This is a genomic window from Sphingomonas sp. S2M10, assembly GCF_012650175.1.
Lineage (GTDB): Bacteria > Pseudomonadota > Alphaproteobacteria > Sphingomonadales > Sphingomonadaceae > Sphingomonas.
Genome location: NZ_JAAILI010000008.1, coordinates 538329 through 559230, shown reverse-complemented (window position 1 = coordinate 559230; position 20902 = coordinate 538329). Strand labels below are relative to the sequence as shown.

Here is a 20902-nt window from a genome sequence, read left to right as displayed (position 1 = left end):
CGTCTACTTCTTCTTGCTCGCCATCAGCGCCTTCAGGTCGCCCAGCTTGCTGAGCAGCGAGCCGCCCTTGGCCGAGTCCTTCCGTTCGCCTTCCTCGCCGGCGTCGGTGATCTCCAGAATTTTCCGGGCGAGTTCGCCTATCGCAGAGAGACCGCGATGGGTGCGGCCTACCTCGGCCATCGGCTTGCCCAGCTTGGCGGCCTGGCTGGCGATCTTCGCCTCGAAGGGCACCACGAAGTCGATCGCGCGCTCGATCGAGCCTTCGAAGTCCTTGCGGCTGATCTCGAGCAGTGCGGGCTGCTGCATCTTGTTGGCGAGGATGAAGATCTGGGTCTGCGGCGCGTTCGACTTGAACCAGCTGAGAATGCGGATCGTGTCGCGCGCTGCGGCCAGCGTCAGCTCGGTCACCAGCACCGCCACCTGCACGTCGGCGATCAGGTGCGGGTGCTGGACCAGCATCTGTCGGGGCAGATCGGTGACGGTACATTCGAAGGCGCCGCGAATCTCTTCCTGCAGTTGGTAGAAGGCGGCGCCGTCGCCGGTCATCGGCGCGTTGATCGGCGCTTCGGCGGAGAGCACCGCCAGCCGCTCCGAGGCGCGGACCATCGCGCGTTCGATGAACAGCCCGTCGATGCGGCTTGGATTCTCGATCGCATCGGTCAGCCCGCGCCCGGGTTCCAGGTCGAGCGCCAGCGCGCCGGTGCCGAAATGCACGTCGAGGTCGAGCAGCGCGGTGGTGCGGCCCTCGCGCTCGCCCATCAGCCAGGCGAGCGAGGTGGCGATGCTGGTCGCGCCGCAGCCGCCGCGCGTGCCGATCACCGCCGTCGCCGAATGGGGGCGACCGGCGCTCGGGTTGCTCTGCTTCGGCGCGGCCAGCGCGGTTTGCGCCTGGAGGAACGCGTCGCGCAGCATGTCCGGGTTGATCGGTTTCAGCAGATAGTCCTGGATGCCGCTGGCGATCAGGTCGCGGTACAGTCGCACGTCGTTCACCGCGCCGGCGGTGAGCACGATCGTGCCGGGCTCGCACACTTCTGCAAGCGCGTTTATGTCGTTGAGCGGATCGCCCGATTCGGAGAGGTCGACGAACAGGATATGCGGGCTGGCGGAGACGGCCAGCGTCTGCACCGCGTTGCGCAGGCCGCCTTTGTTGACCTTTTCCGGCGACCAGCCGAGTTCGATGGCAATCGGTCGCATCAGCTCTGCGGTAGCCTCGTCGCAGACGAAGCCGGCAAACGGCTCGCGACTGCCGGCGCGCGCAGGATTGAACGGCGCGTTCACTTGGGGCCCCCGGCCGAATCATTCTTCACGGTCGCACCGCCGGCGCCGGACGGTGCGGCTGCGCGATAGGCGCCGATGGCCTTGTTCATCGTCAGCGGATCGGCGGTGGGGGAGCCTGGGGCGCCGCGCACCAGATCGGCGGGATCCGCTACCATCGCGGCGAGGTTGGATGCGGTGGCGCAGCCGAAGTTTGAGCTGGTGCTGGCGTCGGCCGTCATTCCGCTCGGGTGCGAATAGTCGGGGCAGCCGGGCACGGCCGCACTGGTCCGGGTGAGCACCACGCGCACGCTGTCCGGGCTGTTCGGGCGACCGGTCGCCGGCGCGCGATCGGCAAGCATCAGGCCGTAACGACCGGCAGCCGCCGCAACTTCGGCGCGGCCGGTGCGGCCCTCGCCGCCGTCATCAATGGCCAGGCGGTCCCCGTACCGCAGGTTCATCGCGCCCATCCAATCGGCGAGGCGACGTTCTTCGCCGGGCGCGAGTCGACCGCCATCGGCCTGCAGATCCAGCGTCAAGTCCTGGCGGCTGACGACCGGCTGATGCACCGAGTCGAGGCCGCCATTATAGCCGGCACAGCCCGCCAGCAGCAGCGCGGGGGCGAGAAGGGCGAGAGCGGGACGCGGGAACAAGGCGGTTCTCCTCGAGGGGCGCATCACAGACCGAAGCCAGGTGCGGCCGCAGCATTCTTGGACTTGCGCGCCGGGGGGAGCGGCGCGATCGGGGCGGGGACCAGGGCTTCGCTCGTCGGCGCGGCGCTGGGCGGCGCCATGCTGGGCATCGGGCGATCGCCGCCGCTTTTGCCGCCGGCAAGTTCGCCCATGAAGATGCGGTCGAAGTCGTTGGGCGCCTTGTAGCCGTCGGTCGGCAGGCGGATCTGGTTCGCGTTCACCGGGCGGACCAGATAGGGCGTGATCACGATCACCAGTTCGGTCTCGTTTCGCTGGAACGCGTTCGAGCGGAACAGCGTGCCGAGGATCGGCATGTCGCCCAAGCCCGGCGTCTTGGTGATCGAGTTGTTGTGGGTGTTCTGGAGCAGGCCGCCGATCACCATGCTCTCGCCCGAGCCGAGCTCGACGGTCGTCTCGCTGCGGCGGGTGGTGAGCGCCGGGATGGTGGTATTGGCCAGCGTCACCGCACCCGACGAGGAGAGCTGCGACACTTCCGGCCGCACGTGCAGCGAGATGCGTCCGTCGGCCAGCACGGTGGGGGTGAAGGCCAGACTGACACCGTATTGCTTGTATTCCACCGTGGTGGTGCCGAGCGCCTGCGCGATCGGGATGGGAATCTCGCCGCCCGCGAGGAAATTGGCGGTCTCGCCGGAAAGGGCGGTGAGGCTGGGCGTGGCAAGGGTGGAAACCTGCCCGATCGTTTCGCCGAAATCGAGGCTGGCAAGCAGATCGGTGCCGAGGAAGCGCCCCGCCGCGCCAAGCAGCGTGTTGCCGGTGCTGGGTGTGGGGAAGGTGTAGACCTTGCCGCCCGCCGTGGCGCCGGTCGCCGGATCGACGCCCGTGCCGGTATAGGTGCTGATCGTGCCCTGCTTGCCCTGGTTGATCCCGAACAGGAAGCGGCCTTGGTCCCGGTTCGTCAGGTTGACGTTGAGGTTCTTGACGAAGCTGCGGCTCACCTCGGCGAAGCGGACCTGCAGCTGCACCTGCAGCGGCGTCGCGGTACGCAACCGGTTGACCACGCCGATCTTGAGCGCGGCATTGGCATCATTGGGGTTTACGCCTGGATTGAGGAGGCTGGTGACCAGCCGCTGCGCCTGTTCGCTGTCCTGCGGCGAGCGCACAGTGCCGTTGATCACGGCGATCTGACCGACCGTGGCGACGGTTATGTCCGAATCGGGCATCGCCGCCTTCATCATCGCGTCGATGCTGCTGATGTTCTGGCTGACGCGGACATTGGCGGAATAGACGATCGCGCCGCTGGCGCTGGTGGCGAACACCGTCGCCTCGCCAAACGCCTTGCCGTACAGGTGGATCTGGCGGGTGCTGGCGACATAGACGTCGGCGACGCCGGGGTTGGACGTCCAGACATTGGCGGCGGCGGCGGGCAGGGTGACGAGTTCGCCCTCGCCGATCGAGAGCAGCACCTCGCGCGCCGGGCGTTGGCTGCCGGCGGGGAGCTGCGCCATGCGGGCAACCGGCTTGCTGGTTCGGCTCTGTGCGAGCGCGTGTGGGGCGGCGAGCAGCACGGCAAGGACCGCCGTGCCGAGGGGAAGGGTGCGCTGCATCTCAGTTCTTTCCGCCCACGGGCACCAGGCTGGCTTCGCTGCCGCGCACGACGCGCACCACCGGGCCGATCGATTGCGCCGCCACGGGGGCTCCGGCCTCCGGCGCGGGCGCAGAGGCCATCATGCCGCCAGATGCGGATTCCTTCGCCGGGACGCTGCGACGCTGGAAGCGCGAGACGTCGGCGCCGGTGACATAGGAGTCACTGTCGTCCTGCGGTCGGCTGGTGGCACGGGCGAGGAACGCCTTTTCATTCTTGGGGTCGTCGGGCACGCTGACCGCGCCGCTGGCGATCGCCTCGTCGAGATCGCTCTGCGTGTCGGCGAGCGAGCGCAGCGAGAGCGAGAGCGTGCCCACCGTTTGCGCAACGGCGATCTTTTCGGCGATCTTTGGCGTCGCCTCGACGGTGACGGTCGAATAGGCGGTGACGACGGTCTTGCCCTTGTCGTCGGTCTGCTTGTCGGTCCGCTGGTCGGTGGCGAGCACGCGCAGGTTGCGCAGGACCGTTTCCGAGGCGCGCAGGGGCGGGCCTTCGCCGCTCACCGTCTGGGTCAGGATCAGGTCGATATGGTCGCCTGGAAAGACGAAGCCGGCGACCGCACTCTGCGCCGAGACGGGAACGGTGACGGCGCGCATGCCGGGGCCGAGCGCGGCGGCGAGGAAGCCGCGGTCGCCGGGCTTGACCAGCGCGCCTTGCGTCACCGGCTGGCCGGCGGGAATGGCGAAGCGGACGACGGTGCCCTGCAGTTTGGCGGGCTCGCTCTGGCCGCGGACATAATAGGCGCCCTCGACGAGATCCTTGGGCCAGGGACGGAATTCCAGCGCGGTGGCATCGAGAATGGTGCCCACCGGCAGCGCGCGCTTGGCGACCAGCACTTCGGTGGTGTTGACCGGCTGCGGCGGGGCGGCGGCGACGCCCGGCGCCATCGCGCCGGCAGTGGGTGCGCCGGCGCCGAGCACCAGGCTGCGCGCCATGACCGCGGTCACCGCCGCGATCACCAACGCTCCCACGAGCAGCAACAGCCTACGTGCGTCCATGCGGAATTACGCCTTCTCGAATTCTTTGGCCGACCCGGTTGTGGCGGCGTTAAGTATCATCCGATCCGGTTAAGAATCGGTTCGTACAGGACAATCAGCGCCCCCAAGGCGATCGCGACGCCGTACGGCACCTCGATCGCTGCATCCGGTCGCGGGCGGCGCAGCCTGGCATGGACCAGCATGCCGAGGGTAAGCGCCCCGCCGAGCAGCGACATCAGCACCAGCATCCGCAGCAGCGGGACCAGCGGCAGCCACAGCGCCAGCGCGCCGATCAGCTTCACGTCGCCGCCCCCCATCATCCCGAAGGCGAACACCGCGACGAACACCGCAAAGACGATCGAGGCGCATCCGATCTGGACGGCGATGTCCGGCCAGATCGGCATGCCCGTCGTCCACCACCACAGCGGCGCGGCGAGCGCGATCGCGGCGTTCTTGGTGTTGGCAATGGTGCGGAAGCGAATGTCCTCGATCCCGGCCGACACCAGGAGCAGCGCAAGCGCGCCGAGCAGACCGAGCTGGAACATCGCCCCCATGGCCCAAATGGGTAGACGGACCGGCTTACGAAACCGTAACCACGCTGCATGGCAGTTTCCCGGAATTTTGCGCGTGCGATAGCGAAAGACGCGGTGATCGACCGCTGGACAGCGCCCGACGGTTGGCCGCTCCGCCGCTTCCACTGGCGCGCCGAAGGCAGCCCGCGCGGCAGCATCCTGTTCCAGACCGGCCGTGGCGACGTGTTCGAGAAATATCTGGAGAGCTTCGTCCATTGGCACGCAGCGGGCTGGACGATCACCGCCTTTGACTGGCGCGGGCAGGGCGGATCCGGACGGCTGACGCCCAAGGCAAATTGCGGCCATATCGACGATTTCGGCACCTATATCGCAGATCTGCGCGCCTTTGCAGCGCAGTGGATGGCGGAGACGCCGGGCCCGCATGTGGTGATGGGCCATTCGATGGGCGGGCATCTGGTGCTGCGCGGACTTGCGGAAGGCGCGATCGCGCCCGACATGGCGGTGCTCGTCGCGCCGATGCTGGGGGTGCGCAGCGCGCTGGGCAGGCTGGCGGCGCCGATGGCGCGCTTTCTGTCCAGGCTCGGCGATCCGCGTCGCCCGGCGTGGAGGGGCAACGAAAAGCCCTACACCACCGAAACCCGCGCCAATCTGCTGACCCATGATCCCGCCCGCTATGCGGACGAGCTGTGGTGGCAGGCGCAGGACCGCGCGCTGCTGACCGGCCCGCCGAGCTGGCAATGGCTGGTCGCGGCGTTCCGATCGATGGCCGATTTGGAAGCGGGGGCAATCGAGGCGGTGGGCACGCCGCTGCTGCTGCTCATCGCCGAGGCGGACGGGCTGGTGGATGCGCGCGCCGCGCTGCGGATTGCGTCGCGCCTGCCGGACGCTGCGGTCCTCCGCTTCGGGCCGGACAGCGCGCACGAGATCCTGCGCGAGGCCGATCCGGTGCGGGACCGGGCGCTGGCGGCGATCGACGGCTTTCTGGCCGCGCGGGCGCCGCGTCCGTGAGCGGGTTCGACGTCGCCATCGTCGGCGCCGGTATCGCGGGCGCGAGCCTCGCCGCCGAACTGGCACCGCACGCGCAGGTGCTCCTGCTCGAGGCCGAGGATAGGCCCGGCTATCACGCGACGGGCCGGTCGGCAGCCTTCTGGTCCGAAACTTATGGCGGGCCCGACGTCCAGCCGCTCACCACCGCGTCCGGGCCGATGCTGCGCGATGGCGGCTTCCTTGATCCACTGGGCGAACTGCACCTTGCCCGCACCGGTGACCAGCGCCGGGTGGATGCCTTCCTCGCCGCGTTCGAGGGGCGCGGAGTGCTGCTTCACGCGGTGGACCCGCGGACGATGCTGCCGGGCTTGCGCGAAGGTTGGGCGCTGGGTGTGCACGAACCGGGCTGCGCCTATATCGACGTGGCGGCGCTGCATCAGCATTTCCTCGCCCGTGCCCGCGCAGCGGGTGCCGCACTGCAATGTTCGGCCGCGCTTATCGGCGCCGCGCGCGACGGCGGGCGCTGGCGGCTGGAGACGCGCGGCGGGGTGTTTGCCGCCGACCTTCTGGTCAATGCCGCAGGCGCCTGGGCGGACCAGATCGCGGCGCTGGCCGGGGTGCAGCCGATCGGGCTGCAACCCTATCGCCGGACCATGGTCCAGCTGCGTACGGATCCCGCGCCCCCCGCAGGCACCCCGTTGGTCAGCGATTTGGGCGGCACCTTCTACTTCAAGCCCGAAGCCGGGGGGCGGTTGTGGCTGACTCCACATGACGAAGTGGACAGCCCACCTTGCGACGCCGCGCCCGAGGAGATCGACGTCGCCACCGCGATCGATCGCTTCGAGCAGGTGGTGGACTGGCGCGTTGCCGCGCTCGAGCATCGCTGGGCCGGGCTGCGCAGCTTTGCGCCCGATCGCCGCCCCGTCTACGGCTTCGATCCAGTGACGCCTGCCTTCTTCTGGTGCGCCGGGCAAGGCGGCTTCGGCATCCAGACCGCACCGGCCGCGGCCGAATTGGCCAGCCGGCTGCTGCGGGGCGAGTCTCCGGCGCTGGACCCCGGCCGCTATCTTCCTGATCGTTTCCGGGAATGATTGGTAAGGCCAAAGGCTTTGCGAAAATCCGTCGCTCGCCTATGAGAAAGGGTGATGAAACTCAATCGAAGCAAACTCTACCAGCGCGTTGCCGCGTCGATCGCCGACGGGATCGAGGGCGGCCGCTGGGCCCCCGGCACGCGGCTGCCGGGCGAACGCGATCTCGCCGAGGAATATAAGGTCAGTCGGCCGACTATCCGCGAGGCGATGATCGCGCTGGAGATGAAGGGCTGGATCGAGGCGCGGCACGGCTCGGGACTCTACGTCACCCACCGCGACAGCTCGGGCGGGCTGCGCGAGGACGCGCTGAACCTCGACATCGGTGCCTTCGACCTCACCGAGGCGCGCATCCTGTTCGAGGGTGAGGCGGCGGCGCTGGCGGCGGTGTCGATCACCGCCGAGCAACTGGCCGAACTGGACCAGATCGCCCAGGAAATGGCCGATCCCGCTACCGGCAACGCGACGCTGTTCGATGCCGATCACCGCTTCCACATCGCGGTAGCCAACGCGACTGGCAACGCGGCCATCCGCAGCGTGGTGGAATATCTGTGGGAGCTGCGCACCCGCTCGCCGCTCTGCGCCAACATGTTCGATCGTGCGCGCCGCAACGGCGTGAACCCGCGCTATGACGAGCACCGCCCGATCCTCGATGCGCTCCACGCCCGTGATCCGCACGGCGCCCGGGCGGCGATGCGGCGGCACCTGCGCGGCGTGGTCGACGATCTGCTGGAGGCGACCGAACTGGAGCTGCTGGAACGCGCCCGGCACGAGCTTGACGCGCGCCGCGACACGCTGGCGAAGCGGCTGGAAATCGGTCCGGCGTGACGTCTGCCGCTACGGCATGCGTGGATCGCCATACTTGTCCCGATTCCGCGTATTTTCACGTGTCCCCGGGTCGCTTGTCGCGTCGGCTTCGTCTATGATGGTAGGGTGAGCAACACCGCGATTCCCTTTGAATTCCGGGTCGACGTCGCCCAGGACGACATCGACTTTATGGGGCATGTCAACAATGCCTCCTACCTCAAATGGGTACAGGCGGCGGTGGTGAGCCACTGGCAGGCGCTAGCCCCGGTCGAGGCGGTGGCCGAGCATTTGTGGGTCGCGCTCAAGCACGAGATCACCTATCGCCGTCCCGCCTTCCTGGAGGACGACGTGGTCGCTACCGTGCTGCTCGAAAAGGTGCAGGGCGCACGGGCCTTCTACGAGACGATCATCCGCCGCGGATCCGAGGTGCTGGCCGAGGTAAAGTCCAGCTGGTGCTGCCTGGATGCGGAGACCAAGCGCCCGGCGCGGCTCGCCAAGGACGTGATCGATCATTTCTTCGTCAAGCCCGCCGATTGACCGGCACGGGCCGGCGGCATAGCGTCCGGCGATGTTATCCGCGTTCCGCCGCCGCTATCTCGACCTGCTGGGATCGATCTACATCTACAACGAGCATCGCGGCTACACGAGCATCGATCGTGTGCTGGAGGCGGTCCGCGCCCGATCTCCCGACGATCACGCGCTGATCGACGCAATCGAGAAGCACCGCGCCGACGAGCGTAAGCATTACCAGATGTTCAAGCGCTGGTTCGAATTGCAGGGCCGGATGCCGCTCCGCGTGGATCGGACCTGCGGCCATATCGATCGCTTCGTCGAGATCATGTTCGGCCGGCGCATCGATGAACTGGATACGCGGAAGCTGATCGAGGACGATGCGCAATTCGAGAAGCTGTGCCGCGTCATTTCCCTCACCGAACAGCGCGGCCATCGCCAGGTGCATGTGCTGCTCAACCATCCGGTGGTGCTGCGCGACAAGGTGCTCACCCGCATCTTCCGGATCATCGAGAAGGACGAGCCGAGCCACTGGGCACCCTATGACGGCTGGCTGCGCGCGCACGGCAAGCGCGATCCGCGCTGGTGGGAGCGCGCGGTGGACAGCTTCATCCATTCCGAGCTGCTGTTCGTGAAGCTGCCCCTCCTGTTCCTCAATCCCTTCGTGCGCCGGCGCACCGACTGGGCGGACGCGCGCGAGGAATTGCGCCCGATGCAAATGCCTGCAGCGGCCTGAGCGCTTGCGCCGCAGGGGAGCGGCGCGCATGGGCGTGCGCAGTCTCCATGGTGCGAGTATCCGCATGGCCGCCTTACGTCGCTGGATCGATCCTTATCTTTTGCTGCTGCTCGGCACGGTGGGGCTCGCTGCGCTGTTGCCCGCACGGGGCATGTGGGCGAGCATCGCCGATGAGGCAGTGACGATCGCGGTGGCGCTGCTGTTCTTCCTCTACGGCGCACGGCTGGCGCCCGCGGCGATTTGGGCGGGGTTGTCGAACTGGCGGCTGCAACTGACGGTGTTCCTCAGCACCTTCCTGCTCTTCCCGGTGCTCGGCGTCGGCGCCTATGCGCTGGCGGAGCAGGTGCTGCCGAGCGGCATCGCGATCGGCATCCTGTTCCTCTGTTTGCTGCCCTCCACCGTGCAATCGTCGATCGCCTTCACGTCGATCGCGCGCGGCAACGTGCCGGCGGCTTTGTGCAGCGCCTCGCTCTCCAATCTGATCGGGGTGATCATCACGCCGCTGCTGGTGGCAGCGCTGCTGCCGCATGGCAGCGGGACGGGCTTTTCGCTTGGCCAGCTTGAATCGATCGCGATGCAGATCCTGCTGCCCTTCGCGGCAGGACAGGCCGCCCGGCCGCTGATCGGCGGCTTCATCGTCAAGCATCGTACCCTCACCATGGTGGTCGATCGCGGGTCGATCCTGCTCGTCGTCTATGCGGCGTTCAGCGAGGGCATGGTGGCAGGGGTGTGGGGCCGCGTGTCGCCGACCGATCTGGCGCTGGTGCTGGCGTTCAACGCGGTCCTGCTCGGCATCGTCATCGCGACGACAATGATCGGCAGCCGCAAGCTCGGCTTTCCTAAGGAGGACGAGATCGCCATCGTCTTCTGCGGCTCAAAGAAAAGCATGGCGAGCGGCATCCCGATGGCGACCATCCTGTTTCCGGGCGGCGCGGTGAGCCTCATCGTGCTGCCGCTGATGATCTTCCACCAGCTCCAGCTGTTCGTCTGCGCGGTACTGGCGCGGAAATATGGGGCGCGCAGCTGATGCGCGTGCTGCTCACCGGATCATCGGGCTGGCTGGGGCGCTTCCTCGCGCCGATGCTGCGCGATGCGGGGCACGCGGTGACAGGCCTCGACGTGGCGCCTGGCGTGGATACGCAGGTGTTGGGTTCGGTCGCCGATCGCGCGCTGGTCGAGCGAGTGTTTGCCGAGCACGGCATTGAGGCGGTGATTCATGCCGGCGGCCTGCACAAGCCGGACATCGTGCGGTACCCGGCGCAGACCTTTATCGACGTGAACGTGGCGGGCACGCTCAACCTGCTCGAATGCGCCAAGGCGGCGGGGCATGACCGCTTTGTCTTCACCTCCACCACCTCGCTGATGATCAGCCAGGCGATCCGCAACGAAGCCGGTGATGCGGCGGTGTGGCTCGACGAAGCGAGCGGCCCGCTCGTGCCGCGCAATATCTACGGCGTCACCAAGCTTGCCGCCGAGGGGCTGTGCCGGATCGCCTCGGCCGAGCAGGGCCTGGCGACGATCGTGCTGCGCACCAGCCGCTTCTTCCCCGAGGACGACGATACTAATGCAGTCCCCTCCGGCGAGAACCTAAAGGCGAACGAACTGCTCCACCGCCGGCTGACGGTGGAGGATGCGGCGCGCGCGCATCTGGTCGCGCTCGAGCGGGCGCCCTTGCTGGGGCACGGCGTGTTCGTGATCTCCGCACCGACGCCGTTCGTGCGCGAGGACTGCGCCGAGCTGAAGCGCGATGCGGCGGCGGTGATCGCGCGGACCTTTCCGGCGGCGGCAGCGCTCTATGCCGCGCGCGGCTGGGAGCTGCCCGCCAGCATCGGCCGGGTCTATGATGCCGGGCTGGCCGAGCGCGTGCTGGGCTTCCGCTGCGAGACCGATTTCGCGGCGGTGCTGGCGGCGCTGCGCGACGGTGCGCCGCTGCCCTTCGCGCATGACCCCAGCTATGTCTCGCCAAAGGAAGCGGCGGGTTGATCCCGCACGAGCCACGCTCAGCCAACGACATCGCCACTATCTCGCAATCCCGTTGCGGGCCTTTTCGCGCTGCATCACCTCGAGTCGTCCGCGACGGGGTCGCTTCCCTCTTCCCGGCAGACTCGGTATGTTCGGCACAGGGCACTGCTCTTGCCTTTGGTGCATACGAGCGCGATGGGGTAGAAAATGTCTCTCAGCCTTGCATCCGCGCACGATTCGATTAAAGCGCGCGCATGCCGCGTGAACCCCGCACCTTGTACGAAAAGATCTGGGCCGACCATGTCGTCGAGCGCCGAGACGATGGCACCTGCCTGATCTATATCGATCGGCACCTCGTCCACGAAGTCACCAGCCCGCAGGCCTTTGCCGGCCTCCGCGCGGCCGATCGCACGGTGCGCCGCCCCGACCTTACCCTCGCGGTGCCCGATCACAACCTGCCGACCACCCCGCGCGTCGATGCCGCCGGCAACCCGCTGCCGATCGCCGATCCGGCCAGCGCCGGCCAGCTCTCGGCGCTGCGCGGCAATGTCGCCGACTTCGGCGTGCCCTACATCGACGCGCTCGATGCGCGGCAGGGGATCGTCCATGTCGTCGGGCCCGAACAGGGCTTCACGCTGCCCGGCACGACGCTGGTCTGCGGCGACAGCCACACCTCGGCGCATGGCGCGCTGGGGGCGCTGGCCTTCGGCATCGGCACGAGCGAGGTCGAGCATGTGCTCGCCACCCAGACGCTGTTGCTCAAGCAATCCAAGACGATGGAAGTCCGCGTCGACGGCACGCTCGGCCACGGGGTCAGCGCCAAGGACGTGGTGCTGGCGATCATCGGCAAGATCGGCGCGGCCGGCGGCACCGGCTATGTCATCGAATTCACCGGCGAGGTGATCCGCGACCTCTCGATCGAGGGGCGGCTGACGATCTCCAACATGTCGATCGAGGGTGGTGCGCGCTCGGGCCTGATCGCGCCGGACGAGAAGACCTTCGACTATCTCAAGGGGCGGCCGATGGCGCCGACCGGCGAGGCATGGGACCGCGCTATCGCCTATTGGCAGACGCTCCCGACCGACAAGGGCGCGCGCTACGACAAGGTCGTGACGCTGGATGCGGCGGACATCGCACCGTCGCTCACCTGGGGCACCAGCCCCGAGGACGTGGTGCCGATCACGGGCGTCGTGCCCGATCCGGAGAGCTTCGCCGATCCCTCGAAGCGCGCCGCCGCGCAGCGTTCGCTCGACTATATGGGCCTCACCCCCGGCACCGCGATGCAGGATATTCCGGTCGAGCACATCTTCATCGGATCGTGCACCAACAGCCGGATCGAGGATCTGCGCGCCGCCGCGGCGGTGGTGCAGGGTCGCAAGGTGGCCGACCGCATCCGCCAGGCGCTGATCGTGCCGGGCTCGGGGCTGGTCAAGCGCCAGGCCGAGGAAGAAGGGCTCGACCGGATCTTCGTGGAGGCGGGCTTCCAGTGGCGCGAGCCCGGCTGCTCGATGTGCCTGGCGATGAATCCCGATAAGGTTCCCGCCGGAGAACGTTGTGCTTCCACTTCGAATCGCAATTTCGTAGGACGGCAGGGGCCGGGTGCCCGTACCCACCTCGTCTCGCCTGCCATGGCGGCGGCGGCGGCGGTGACCGGGCACCTGACGGACGTTCGCGAGTTGATGGCGGACAACGCGTAACTGATAAGGGGAGAGACGCCGTGAAAAAGGCGCTCGTCGCATTGATTGCCGGAACGATTCTGAGCGGTGTCGCCGCTGCCTATGCGGGTGCCTATCCGCGGCCGGAAACTCCGATCAAGACCACGCCGGCGCTGGAACGGGCTGTCGTCGCACCGCGCTGACGCGGGCGGCCGATTGCCGGAAATTCGGGATGGCCGCCGGCCATTCGTTAGGAAAGCTGTGTCCATGCATCTGAACACCGTGTCGGCGGAGCGCCGCTGATGGAGCCGATCCAGCAGGTTGCGGGCCGCGCCTACCCCTGGGGCGCCAAGAACATCGATACGGATATCATCATCCCCGCGCACTGGCTGAAGACCACGACGCGCGAGGGGCTGGGCAAGGGTGCCTTTGAAAGCGTCCGCGCCGAGCCGGGCAATCTGTTCGACGATCCGCGCTATGCGGGCGCGCCGATCCTGGTGGCAGGCGAGAATTTCGGCTGCGGCTCCAGCCGCGAGCATGCCGCCTGGGCGCTGGCGGACATGGGCATCAAGGCGGTGATCGCGCCGAGCTTCTCGGACATCTTCTCGGGCAACGCCTTCAAGAACGGTATCGTCACCGTGGTGCTGCCGCAGGACGCGATCGACCGGCTGGTGCAGGTGGCGACCGCCAACACCATCACCGTCGACCTGGAGACGATGACCGTCACGACCGACTTCCAGGACCGCTTCGCCTTCGAGCTCGACCCGTTCCGCCGCGATTGCCTGATGCAGGGGCTGGACGAGATCGGCATGACGCTGGCACAAGATACCGCGATTTCGAAATTCGAGTCCGCGGCTGCGCATGAACGCCCGTGGATCGCTCCAGGAGGCGGACATGAAGGCGTTGCTGTCGAAGGCGTCGGGCGGACCTGATACTCTAAGCCTGGAAGAGCTGCCCGATCCGCAAGTGGGCAAGGGCCAGGTGCTGGTCGCGGTGCGCGCCTGCGCGATCAACTATCCCGACGTGCTGATCATCGAGGACCGCTACCAGTTCAAGCCGCCCCGGCCGTTCGCGCCGGGCGGCGAGATCGCCGGCATGGTCGAAGCGGTGGGCGAAGGCGTCACCGACTGGGCGCCGGGCGACCGGGTGATCGCGGTGCCGGGCCATGGCGGGCTGGTCGAGAAGTTGGTGCTGAGCCCGGCGCAGCTCTACCGCCTGCCCGAGGGTCGCAGCTTCGAGGACGGGGCGGCGCTGCTGCTCACCTATGCGACGACGATCCATGCGCTGCTCGATCGCGGCAGGCTGACGGCCGGGCAGACGCTGCTGGTGCTGGGCGCGGCCGGCGGCGTCGGGCTCGCGGCGATCGAGCTGGGCAAGGCCTATGGCGCGACGGTGGTGGCGGCGGTCTCCTCCGAGGAAAAGGCCGAGGCAGCACGGGCGGCGGGGGCGGATGCGACGCTGGTCTACCCGCGCGGGCCGCTCGACAAGGAAGCCTCGAAGGCGCTGGCCGAGGCGTTCAAGGCGGCAGTCGGCCCCAAGGGCGCGGACGTGATCTACGACCCCGTAGGCGGCGACTATGCCGAGCCGGCACTCCGCGCGATCGGCTGGGAAGGGCGCTATCTGGTGGTCGGCTTCCCGGCGGGCATCCCGAAGCTGCCGCTCAACTTGACCCTGCTCAAGAGCTGCGACGTGTGCGGCGTGTTCTGGGGCGCCTTCGCCGCGCGCGATCCCCAGGCCAACCGCGCGCATGTCGACACGCTGTTCCGGCTGTGGAACGAGGGCAAGATCGCGCCGCAGGTGACGGAGGTGTTCCCCTTCGCCGAGGGCGGCGCCGCGATCGCCAAGATGGCGGCGCGGTCGGTGATCGGGAAGGTGGTGGTGCGGGTTGCTGGGTAGGTTGCATGCAACCGAGGCAAGGTGCAGAATTTGACGATGGGTGAAAGAGCCTTCATCGCCATGATAAGCGTCCTGCTTGGCACAACGCCTGCGGTAGCCGTGCCCCAGCAACGGCCGAGCTATGGTGTGGCGGTGACCTTCGACGACGGTAAATGCGTGCTTTGGACCGGGGATGTCGCGATGACTGCCCCGATGTTTGTCGACGATCTCAAGCATCGATTTGATCCCCGAGGCAGCATCGTTATTCGCCACGATCGGCACGTCCCGGCTCGGTGCATCGACCTCGCCCGCCGAATGGTAGCCCGGGCGGGCTTCAAAGAGGTCAAAACGCTAGTCGACGCCAATGCCGGTCCGATTGGGCCGCCATTTCCTACGCTTCGGCCGGATAGGTGATGCGATGGCGGAAATAGTGGAGCCAGTCCTTCAGTTTTTCTGGGAGTTCGGGATTGGGCGCGCTTACAGGAAATGGGGCTGGCTCGGCGGTGTTGCCGCGTTCCTCGCGCCGTTTCTAATCGTCGCGGCGATGATCGGTGCCGCTCTAAGCATCTGACTGCCCGTTTCCATATCAATCCTCCCCGTGCGGGGCTGGGCAATTGTACATAGTCAAAATACGTCGTCATCCCCGCGAAGGCGGGGATCCATTGGCGCTGAAGCCGCGGTTCTATACCCCAGCGCACAGGCGAATGGATTCCCGCCTTCGCGGGAATGACGATAGTCTGGAGGCGCCGCAGGACCTTGTTGTCCAGTGAGGCCGCCCTGCCATGGCGGGAGAGGACGGAACCACCACAACCCCACCATCCGGAACCACCCCCGTTGCCAGCACGGCCCCGTCCTCCTATCTCGGGCCCGAGTTCAGCTAAGGGGCATGTAATGAGCACATTCGACGATCGCGAACGGGCGTTCGAGGCGAAGTTCGCGCGCGACGAGGATATGGCGTTTCGCATTATCGCGCGCCGCAACAAGCTGCTCGGCCAGTGGGCCGCCGCCAGGATGGGTCTCACCCCCGAAGAAACCGACGCCTATGCCAAGGCGGTCGTCCAGGCCGATTTCGAGGAAGCCGGCGACGAGGACGTGATCCGCAAGCTGCTCGGCGACATGCTCGCGGCGAATGTCGAGATCGACGACGCCACCGTGCGCCGGGCGATCGAGGAGCAGACCGTCGAGGCGCGCCGCCAGCTGATGGAAGCAAAGTAACATGCCGATGCCCGCTGCCGAGATCGAGGCGCTGATCCGCGCCGGCATCCCCGACGCCCAGATCGAGATCACCGATCTCGCCGGCGACGGCGACCACTATGCAGCGCGGGTCGTCGCCCCCATGTTCCGGGGCATGCCGCGCGTGCGGCAGCATCAGGCCGTCTATGCGGCGCTGGGTGGACGGATGGGCGGCGTGCTCCACGCGCTCCAGCTGACCACCGAAGCGACGCCCGAGGAGTAAGCTATGACCGACGATACCCAGGCCCGCATCCAGCAGCTGGTCGACGGCAGCGACGTGCTGCTGTTCATGAAGGGCAGCCCCCTCTTCCCCCAGTGCGGTTTTTCGAGCCGCGCGGTGGCGATCCTCAACCATCTTGGCGTCGAGTTCGACAGCGTCGACGTGCTGCAGGACCAGGGCGTCCGCCAGGGCATCAAGGCCTTTTCCGACTGGCCGACCATCCCCCAGCTCTATGTGAAGGGCGAGTTCGTCGGCGGCTCGGACATCATGATGGAAATGTACGAAAGCGGCGAGCTGACCCAGCTGATGGCCGACAAGGGCGTCGCGGCTTCGGCCTGACGACGCGCTTCGTACGGGTGAAGGGAAGGGGCTCCTGCCGATGGCGGGGGCCCTTTTCGTTTGTGCGCTGCGCGTTCTCGTACGCTGCCCGCCCTCACGCAATGATTGTCATTCCCGCGAAGGCGGGAATCCATTTGCCAGGACGTCACCGAAAGAGCCGCGCCGGGCCCATTAATGGATCCCCGCCTTCGCGGGGATGACGGCGGTGTGCGAGGTTGGCGCAGGATGAGGGGAGGGCATGAGGCTGTAGGGGGCTTGGAAAAACCCCGGTGCGGGCGGGTCGATGGCCATGCCGGTGAACCATCGACCCGCCCTGAAGCGTCTTTGGGGGACGCTGGAGCATTTTTGGGGAATGCTCCGGGTGCCTTCTACTTTGCAGGGCGCGTGCCAGTTTTCGGGATCCACGGCGTTGTGCGGGGTGCGATGGTGAAGCGCCGTTAACCTGGCCCGACGGGTGTAAATTCCCCCGACGGTTTCAGCGGTGCCGCATCCGGTTCATCCCGTATTCAGCACCTTGACTACACACGTAATCAAGGCGATTACATGCGTAGTCAGTGAGGGTGTATGACCGAGCGAATCAGCGAAGCCGAACATGCGGTGATGGAGGTGCTCTGGGAAGAGTCGCCGCTCACCGCGCAGGAGGTCGCCGAGCGGGTGCCCGCCGATCGCGACTGGAGCGCCAACACCGTCAAGACGCTGCTCGGGCGGCTGCTCGCCAAGAACGTCATCGCGCATGAGGAAGAGGGGCGGCGCTATCGCTATCGCCCGCTCGTCGCCCGCGGCGACTATGTCGTGGGCGAATCGCGCAAGCTGATCGACCGGCTGTTCGGCGGTCGGCTGACCCCGCTGGTGGCGCATCTGGCGGAACGCGACGCCATCACCGACCAGGACATCGCCGAGATCGAGGCGCTGCTGAAGGCGCTCAAGCAATGATCGGCTGGTGGATCGAAACGCTCGCGGCCAGCACGCTGCTGATGCTGCTCGCGCTCGCCCTTCGCGGACCGGTGCGCCGCGCCTTCGGGCCGCAGCTCGCCTATGCGCTGTGGGTGCTGCCCGCCGCGCGGATGCTGCTGCCGCCGCTGCCGGGGCAATGGCAGCTGAGCCAGCTGCTGGCGCCGCTCACCCGCTCGGCCGAGCAGGGGCAGGGCGTGGTGATGGGGGTGATGAACCCCGCCGTGCTGCCGCCGGCGATCGACAAGAGCGCGGTGCTCGAGATCGATCTGAGCGCTGCGGGCCAGCATGTGCCGGCCGCGCTGGTTGCGCCCACCCATGCGCCCGGCGGGCCGAGCGTCGCGCTGCTGCTGCTGGGCCTGTGGGCGATCGGCGCGCTGCTGTTTCTCGGCTATCACCTGTTCGCACATCGCCGCTTCTGCCGGAATCTGCTGTCGCGGGCGCGGGTGGACCGCACCGTGGCCGAGGGGCGGGTGCGGGTGATCGAGACCGATGCCGCGCACGGTCCGCTCGCCTTCGGCATCTTCCGCAAATATGTCGCCTTCCCGCGCGACTTTGCCGATCGCTATGACGAGGTGGAACGCGATCTCGCGCTCGCCCACGAACTCGGCCACCATCTGCGCGGCGACCTGATCGCCAACTGGGCCGCGCTGATCGTGCTGGCCGCCCATTGGTTCAATCCGGTCGCATGGCGGGCGTTCCGCGCCTTTCGGGCCGACCAGGAAATGGCCTGCGACGCCCTGGTGCTCGCCGGCCGCGCCCAGGCACTGCGCCATGCCTATGGCCGTGCGATCGTCAAGTCCGCGCATGGGGGCGCGGTCTCGGCGGCTTGTCACCTCCACACCATCAACGACGTCAAAGGGAGATTACGCATGCTCTCGATCCACCGGAAGCTTTCCCCCATCCGCATCGGCGCGGGGCTGGCCGGGATCACCACCATTTCGCTGGTAGCACTCGCGCTCACCGCCTCCGGTAGCCAGGCAGCCGACCGGATCCGCGTCGAGATGAGCGCCGCCATCCAGGCACAGGACGTGCCGACGCAGCCCGCCGCGCCCGTGGCCCCGGCATCGCCGGCTGCTCCCGCCGCGCCGCGCGCGCCGCAGTCCCCCGCCGCACCGGCCGTTCCTGAGAAGCCGGTCGGGAAGCATCATGTCGTCCGCATCGATCGGACGGTCAGCGACGGCAAGAGCATCAAGAAGATGGTGATCATCCAGCGCGACGGATCGCGCCAGGAAATCGACATGCCGGATATGGCCGCGATCCAGGCAAGCATCCCGGAGATCCGCAACGGCACCTGCGGCAAGGGCGGCGAACCCACCGTGGAGCACCGCAGCGAAGGCAACAAGCAGGTGATGATCATCTGCAGCGATCGCATCGCCGCGATGAGTTCCAATGCCACCAGGATGGCGGCGTTCGATGCCGAGCACACCGCCCGGATGGCCGTACACAGCAAGCAGATGGCGATGACCAGCGCGCTGATGAGCCTGCAGCACGCCCGCCGGACCATCGACGCCCAGTCGAGCCTCAGCCCCTCGCAGCGTGCCGAGGCGCTGAAGGGAATCGACGAAGCGCTCGCCGAACTGCGCGAGGATGCCAAGGACGACGGCGACAATTAAGCGTAGCGCGTCGCTGCAGTTTGCCCCGCAGCGGCGTTCTCGGCGGGGCCGGCCTACTCCTTCGGGGCCGGTCCCGCACCCCGCGCTTGCCTCGCCGGGCGAAATGCCCACATGCGGTTGCATGACCGATGACGCGCCCACGGGCCTCGCGATCGCACTCGAACCGCTGGTGACACGGGTGCTCGCGAACAATCCTTCGCCTTTCACCCACACGGGCACGCAGACCTATCTGGTCGGGACCACCGACGTGGCGGTGATCGATCCCGGCCCGGACGAGGCGGATCATCTGGCGGCGCTGCAAGCGGCGATCGGCGGCCGGCCGGTGCGGGCGATCCTGTGCACGCACACGCATCGCGACCACAGCCCCGCCGCGCCCGCGCTGAAGGCGGCGACGGGCGCGCCGATCATCGGCTGCGCGCCGCTGGTACTGGAGGACGCCGGCCCCCGCGCCGACGCGTCCTTCGATCTCGGCTATGCGCCCGATGCGGTGCTGGCGGACGGCGAGCAGGTGGCGGGGCAGGGCTGGACGCTCACCGCCGTGGCGACTCCGGGGCACACCTCCAACCATCTCTGCTTTGCGCTGGAGGAAAGCGGCGCGCTGTTCACCGGCGATCATGTGATGGGCTGGTCGACCACCGTGGTCGCGCCGCCGGACGGCAACATGGCGGCGTACATGGCCAGCCTGGAAACGCTGATGGGCCGCGCACAGGACCGCATCTATTATCCGGCGCATGGCGATCCGGTGGCCAATCCGCACCGGTTCGTGCGGGGCCTGGCCGGACATCGCAAGCAGCGCGAGGGGCAGATCCTCCGGCTGCTGGCAGAGGGCGTGGAGGCGGTCCCGGCGATGGTGGAGCGCATGTATGTGGGGCTGGATCCGCGGCTGCACGGCGCGGCAGGTCGCTCGGTGCTGGCGCATTTGCTCGATCTCGAGACGCGCGGACGCGTCGCGCCCGTGCCGGACGGCTGGCGGTTGCGCGCCGAGTAATACTCCGTAACGGTCGTAGTCGACAGTGAATTGATTGTAGAATCGACCAAGTATAGCTATGCTGCCTCCATATTGGAGGGGGTGGGCACATGGCAACGATTGTACAGGGACTTCCCCGGGTGCGCTCGGGCGATACCCGGTTTTTCCTGGTCATGGCATTCGTGATGGGCGCGATCGATGTCGCCGGCTTCTCGCTCAGCATTGTCGCCGGCCGGTCCAGCTTCGCGGTGCCGGCAATCTTTCACCTCCACGCCCTGGTGTTTTTCGGCTGGATCGCCTTGTACATCACGCAGAATCTGCTGGTCGATGGCGGTTCGGTGACGCTGCATCGGAGGCTCGGCTGGGTGGCGCTGCTCTGGGTGCCAGTGATGGTAGTGCTGGGCACGCTGATGACCGTGCTGTCGGTGCAGCATGGTGCGCCTTTCTTCTTCGACGTACGCCAGTTCCTGATCAGCAACCCGCTGCAACTGCTGCTCTTTGCCGGCTTTGTCGGCGCTGCGCTGACGATGCGTCGGCAGACTGGGTGGCACCGCCGGCTGATGTATTGCGGCATGGCGATCCTTTGCGGACCCGGACTGGGGAGGCTGCTGCCCATGCCGCTGTTCATGCCCTTTGCCTGGTGGGTGGTGGTGGCCGCGGTGCTGGTATTGCCGGTGATCGGCGCGATCGCGGACCAGCGGCGGGCGGGGCGCGTCCACCCCGCCTGGTTCTGGGGCATCGCGATGATGCTGGGGGTCCAGGCCCTTGCCGATGTGGTCGCGTTCAGTCCGCTGGGCACCGGGCTTGCCCAGCGCATCACGGCAGGAACGGCCGGCAGCCATCGTCCGATGACGCCGCAATTTCCCTCCACCCCCTTGGGCGGATGACCAGGTGAGG

General features: G+C 67.6%; 24 protein-coding genes. 19 read left to right on the top strand and 5 right to left on the bottom strand.

What is annotated here, in order from left to right; all coding sequences use genetic code 11:
• Nucleotides 1–3: 3 nt before the first annotated feature.
• From S2M10_RS04105 to S2M10_RS04085, 5 genes are read right to left on the bottom strand one after another with little or no spacing between them, the layout of a single operon-like run.
• Complete coding sequence (locus S2M10_RS04105; protein ID WP_168844975.1) at nucleotides 4–1278, bottom strand: pilus assembly protein CpaE; 1275 nt, start codon at nucleotides 1276–1278, stop codon at nucleotides 4–6.
• On the bottom strand, nucleotides 1275–1907 hold the full coding sequence (locus S2M10_RS04100; RefSeq protein WP_247650599.1) for a CpaD family pilus assembly lipoprotein: 633 nt from the start codon (nucleotides 1905–1907) through the stop codon (nucleotides 1275–1277). The genes S2M10_RS04105 and S2M10_RS04100 overlap by 4 nt, the downstream gene beginning before the upstream one ends.
• Nucleotides 1908–1930: 23 nt before the next feature.
• Nucleotides 1931–3511 (bottom strand): type II and III secretion system protein family protein, encoded by a 1581-nt coding sequence (locus S2M10_RS04095; protein ID WP_168844973.1) that lies wholly within the window; start codon nucleotides 3509–3511, stop codon nucleotides 1931–1933.
• 1 nt (nucleotide 3512) lies between these two features.
• Complete coding sequence (cpaB, locus tag S2M10_RS04090) at nucleotides 3513–4547, bottom strand: Flp pilus assembly protein CpaB (RefSeq protein ID WP_168844972.1); 1035 nt, start codon at nucleotides 4545–4547, stop codon at nucleotides 3513–3515.
• Between the two features lie 56 nt (nucleotides 4548–4603).
• Nucleotides 4604–5080, bottom strand: a complete 477-nt coding sequence (locus S2M10_RS04085; protein ID WP_168844971.1) for a prepilin peptidase — start codon at nucleotides 5078–5080, stop codon at nucleotides 4604–4606.
• Nucleotides 5081–5128: 48 nt separating this feature from the next.
• Between S2M10_RS04085 and S2M10_RS04080 the strand changes: the two genes are divergently transcribed.
• From S2M10_RS04080 to S2M10_RS03990, 19 genes are all read left to right on the top strand, one after another.
• Complete coding sequence (locus S2M10_RS04080; protein WP_168844970.1) at nucleotides 5129–6067, top strand: alpha/beta hydrolase; 939 nt, start codon at nucleotides 5129–5131, stop codon at nucleotides 6065–6067.
• Complete coding sequence (locus tag S2M10_RS04075) at nucleotides 6064–7137, top strand: FAD-binding oxidoreductase (protein WP_168844969.1); 1074 nt, start codon at nucleotides 6064–6066, stop codon at nucleotides 7135–7137. Before S2M10_RS04080 ends, S2M10_RS04075 begins: the two co-directional genes overlap by 4 nt.
• A gap of 54 nt (nucleotides 7138–7191) precedes the next feature.
• Nucleotides 7192–7962, top strand: a complete 771-nt coding sequence (locus S2M10_RS04070) for a FadR/GntR family transcriptional regulator (RefSeq protein ID WP_168844968.1) — start codon at nucleotides 7192–7194, stop codon at nucleotides 7960–7962.
• 105 nt (nucleotides 7963–8067) lie between these two features.
• Complete coding sequence (locus S2M10_RS04065; RefSeq protein WP_168844967.1) at nucleotides 8068–8478, top strand: thioesterase family protein; 411 nt, start codon at nucleotides 8068–8070, stop codon at nucleotides 8476–8478.
• 31 nt (nucleotides 8479–8509) lie between these two features.
• Nucleotides 8510–9187: a ferritin-like domain-containing protein gene (locus tag S2M10_RS04060; RefSeq protein ID WP_168844966.1), complete on the top strand. Its 678-nt coding sequence runs from the start codon at nucleotides 8510–8512 to the stop codon at nucleotides 9185–9187.
• Between the two features lie 64 nt (nucleotides 9188–9251).
• A complete protein-coding gene (locus S2M10_RS04055; RefSeq protein ID WP_168844965.1) occupies nucleotides 9252–10214 on the top strand; it encodes a bile acid:sodium symporter family protein in 963 nt (320 codons plus the stop codon).
• Nucleotides 10214–11170, top strand: coding sequence for an NAD(P)-dependent oxidoreductase (locus tag S2M10_RS04050; protein WP_168844964.1), 957 nt, complete (start codon nucleotides 10214–10216; stop codon nucleotides 11168–11170). Before S2M10_RS04055 ends, S2M10_RS04050 begins: the two co-directional genes overlap by 1 nt.
• Before the next feature lie 233 nt (nucleotides 11171–11403).
• Nucleotides 11404–12846: a 3-isopropylmalate dehydratase large subunit gene (gene leuC, locus S2M10_RS04045; protein ID WP_168844963.1), complete on the top strand. Its 1443-nt coding sequence runs from the start codon at nucleotides 11404–11406 to the stop codon at nucleotides 12844–12846.
• A gap of 20 nt (nucleotides 12847–12866) precedes the next feature.
• Nucleotides 12867–13007, top strand: coding sequence for a hypothetical protein (locus S2M10_RS04040; protein WP_168844962.1), 141 nt, complete (start codon nucleotides 12867–12869; stop codon nucleotides 13005–13007).
• A gap of 99 nt (nucleotides 13008–13106) precedes the next feature.
• A complete protein-coding gene (leuD, locus tag S2M10_RS04035; RefSeq protein WP_168844961.1) occupies nucleotides 13107–13736 on the top strand; it encodes a 3-isopropylmalate dehydratase small subunit in 630 nt (209 codons plus the stop codon).
• Nucleotides 13699–14700: an NADPH:quinone oxidoreductase family protein gene (locus tag S2M10_RS04030; RefSeq protein WP_211090832.1), complete on the top strand. Its 1002-nt coding sequence runs from the start codon at nucleotides 13699–13701 to the stop codon at nucleotides 14698–14700. The genes leuD and S2M10_RS04030 overlap by 38 nt, the downstream gene beginning before the upstream one ends.
• A gap of 397 nt (nucleotides 14701–15097) precedes the next feature.
• Nucleotides 15098–15250: a hypothetical protein gene (locus S2M10_RS04025; RefSeq protein ID WP_168844960.1), complete on the top strand. Its 153-nt coding sequence runs from the start codon at nucleotides 15098–15100 to the stop codon at nucleotides 15248–15250.
• 320 nt (nucleotides 15251–15570) lie between these two features.
• Nucleotides 15571–15894, top strand: a complete 324-nt coding sequence (locus tag S2M10_RS04020; protein ID WP_168844959.1) for a DUF1476 domain-containing protein — start codon at nucleotides 15571–15573, stop codon at nucleotides 15892–15894.
• Between the two features lies 1 nt (nucleotide 15895).
• Nucleotides 15896–16135, top strand: a complete 240-nt coding sequence (locus tag S2M10_RS04015; protein WP_064313164.1) for a BolA family transcriptional regulator — start codon at nucleotides 15896–15898, stop codon at nucleotides 16133–16135.
• 3 nt (nucleotides 16136–16138) lie between these two features.
• The gene (gene grxD / locus S2M10_RS04010; RefSeq protein ID WP_084582175.1) at nucleotides 16139–16471 is read left to right on the top strand and encodes a Grx4 family monothiol glutaredoxin; all 333 of its coding nucleotides are present in this window, start codon (nucleotides 16139–16141) and stop codon (nucleotides 16469–16471) included.
• 564 nt (nucleotides 16472–17035) lie between these two features.
• A complete protein-coding gene (locus S2M10_RS04005) occupies nucleotides 17036–17404 on the top strand; it encodes a BlaI/MecI/CopY family transcriptional regulator (RefSeq protein ID WP_168844958.1) in 369 nt (122 codons plus the stop codon).
• On the top strand, nucleotides 17401–19038 hold the full coding sequence (locus S2M10_RS04000; RefSeq protein ID WP_168844957.1) for a M56 family metallopeptidase: 1638 nt from the start codon (nucleotides 17401–17403) through the stop codon (nucleotides 19036–19038). The genes S2M10_RS04005 and S2M10_RS04000 overlap by 4 nt, the downstream gene beginning before the upstream one ends.
• Before the next feature lie 121 nt (nucleotides 19039–19159).
• A complete protein-coding gene (locus S2M10_RS03995; protein WP_168844956.1) occupies nucleotides 19160–20026 on the top strand; it encodes an MBL fold metallo-hydrolase in 867 nt (288 codons plus the stop codon).
• Nucleotides 20027–20115: 89 nt separating this feature from the next.
• Nucleotides 20116–20892, top strand: coding sequence for a hypothetical protein (locus S2M10_RS03990; RefSeq protein WP_247650598.1), 777 nt, complete (start codon nucleotides 20116–20118; stop codon nucleotides 20890–20892).
• Nucleotides 20893–20902 lie beyond the last annotated feature (10 nt).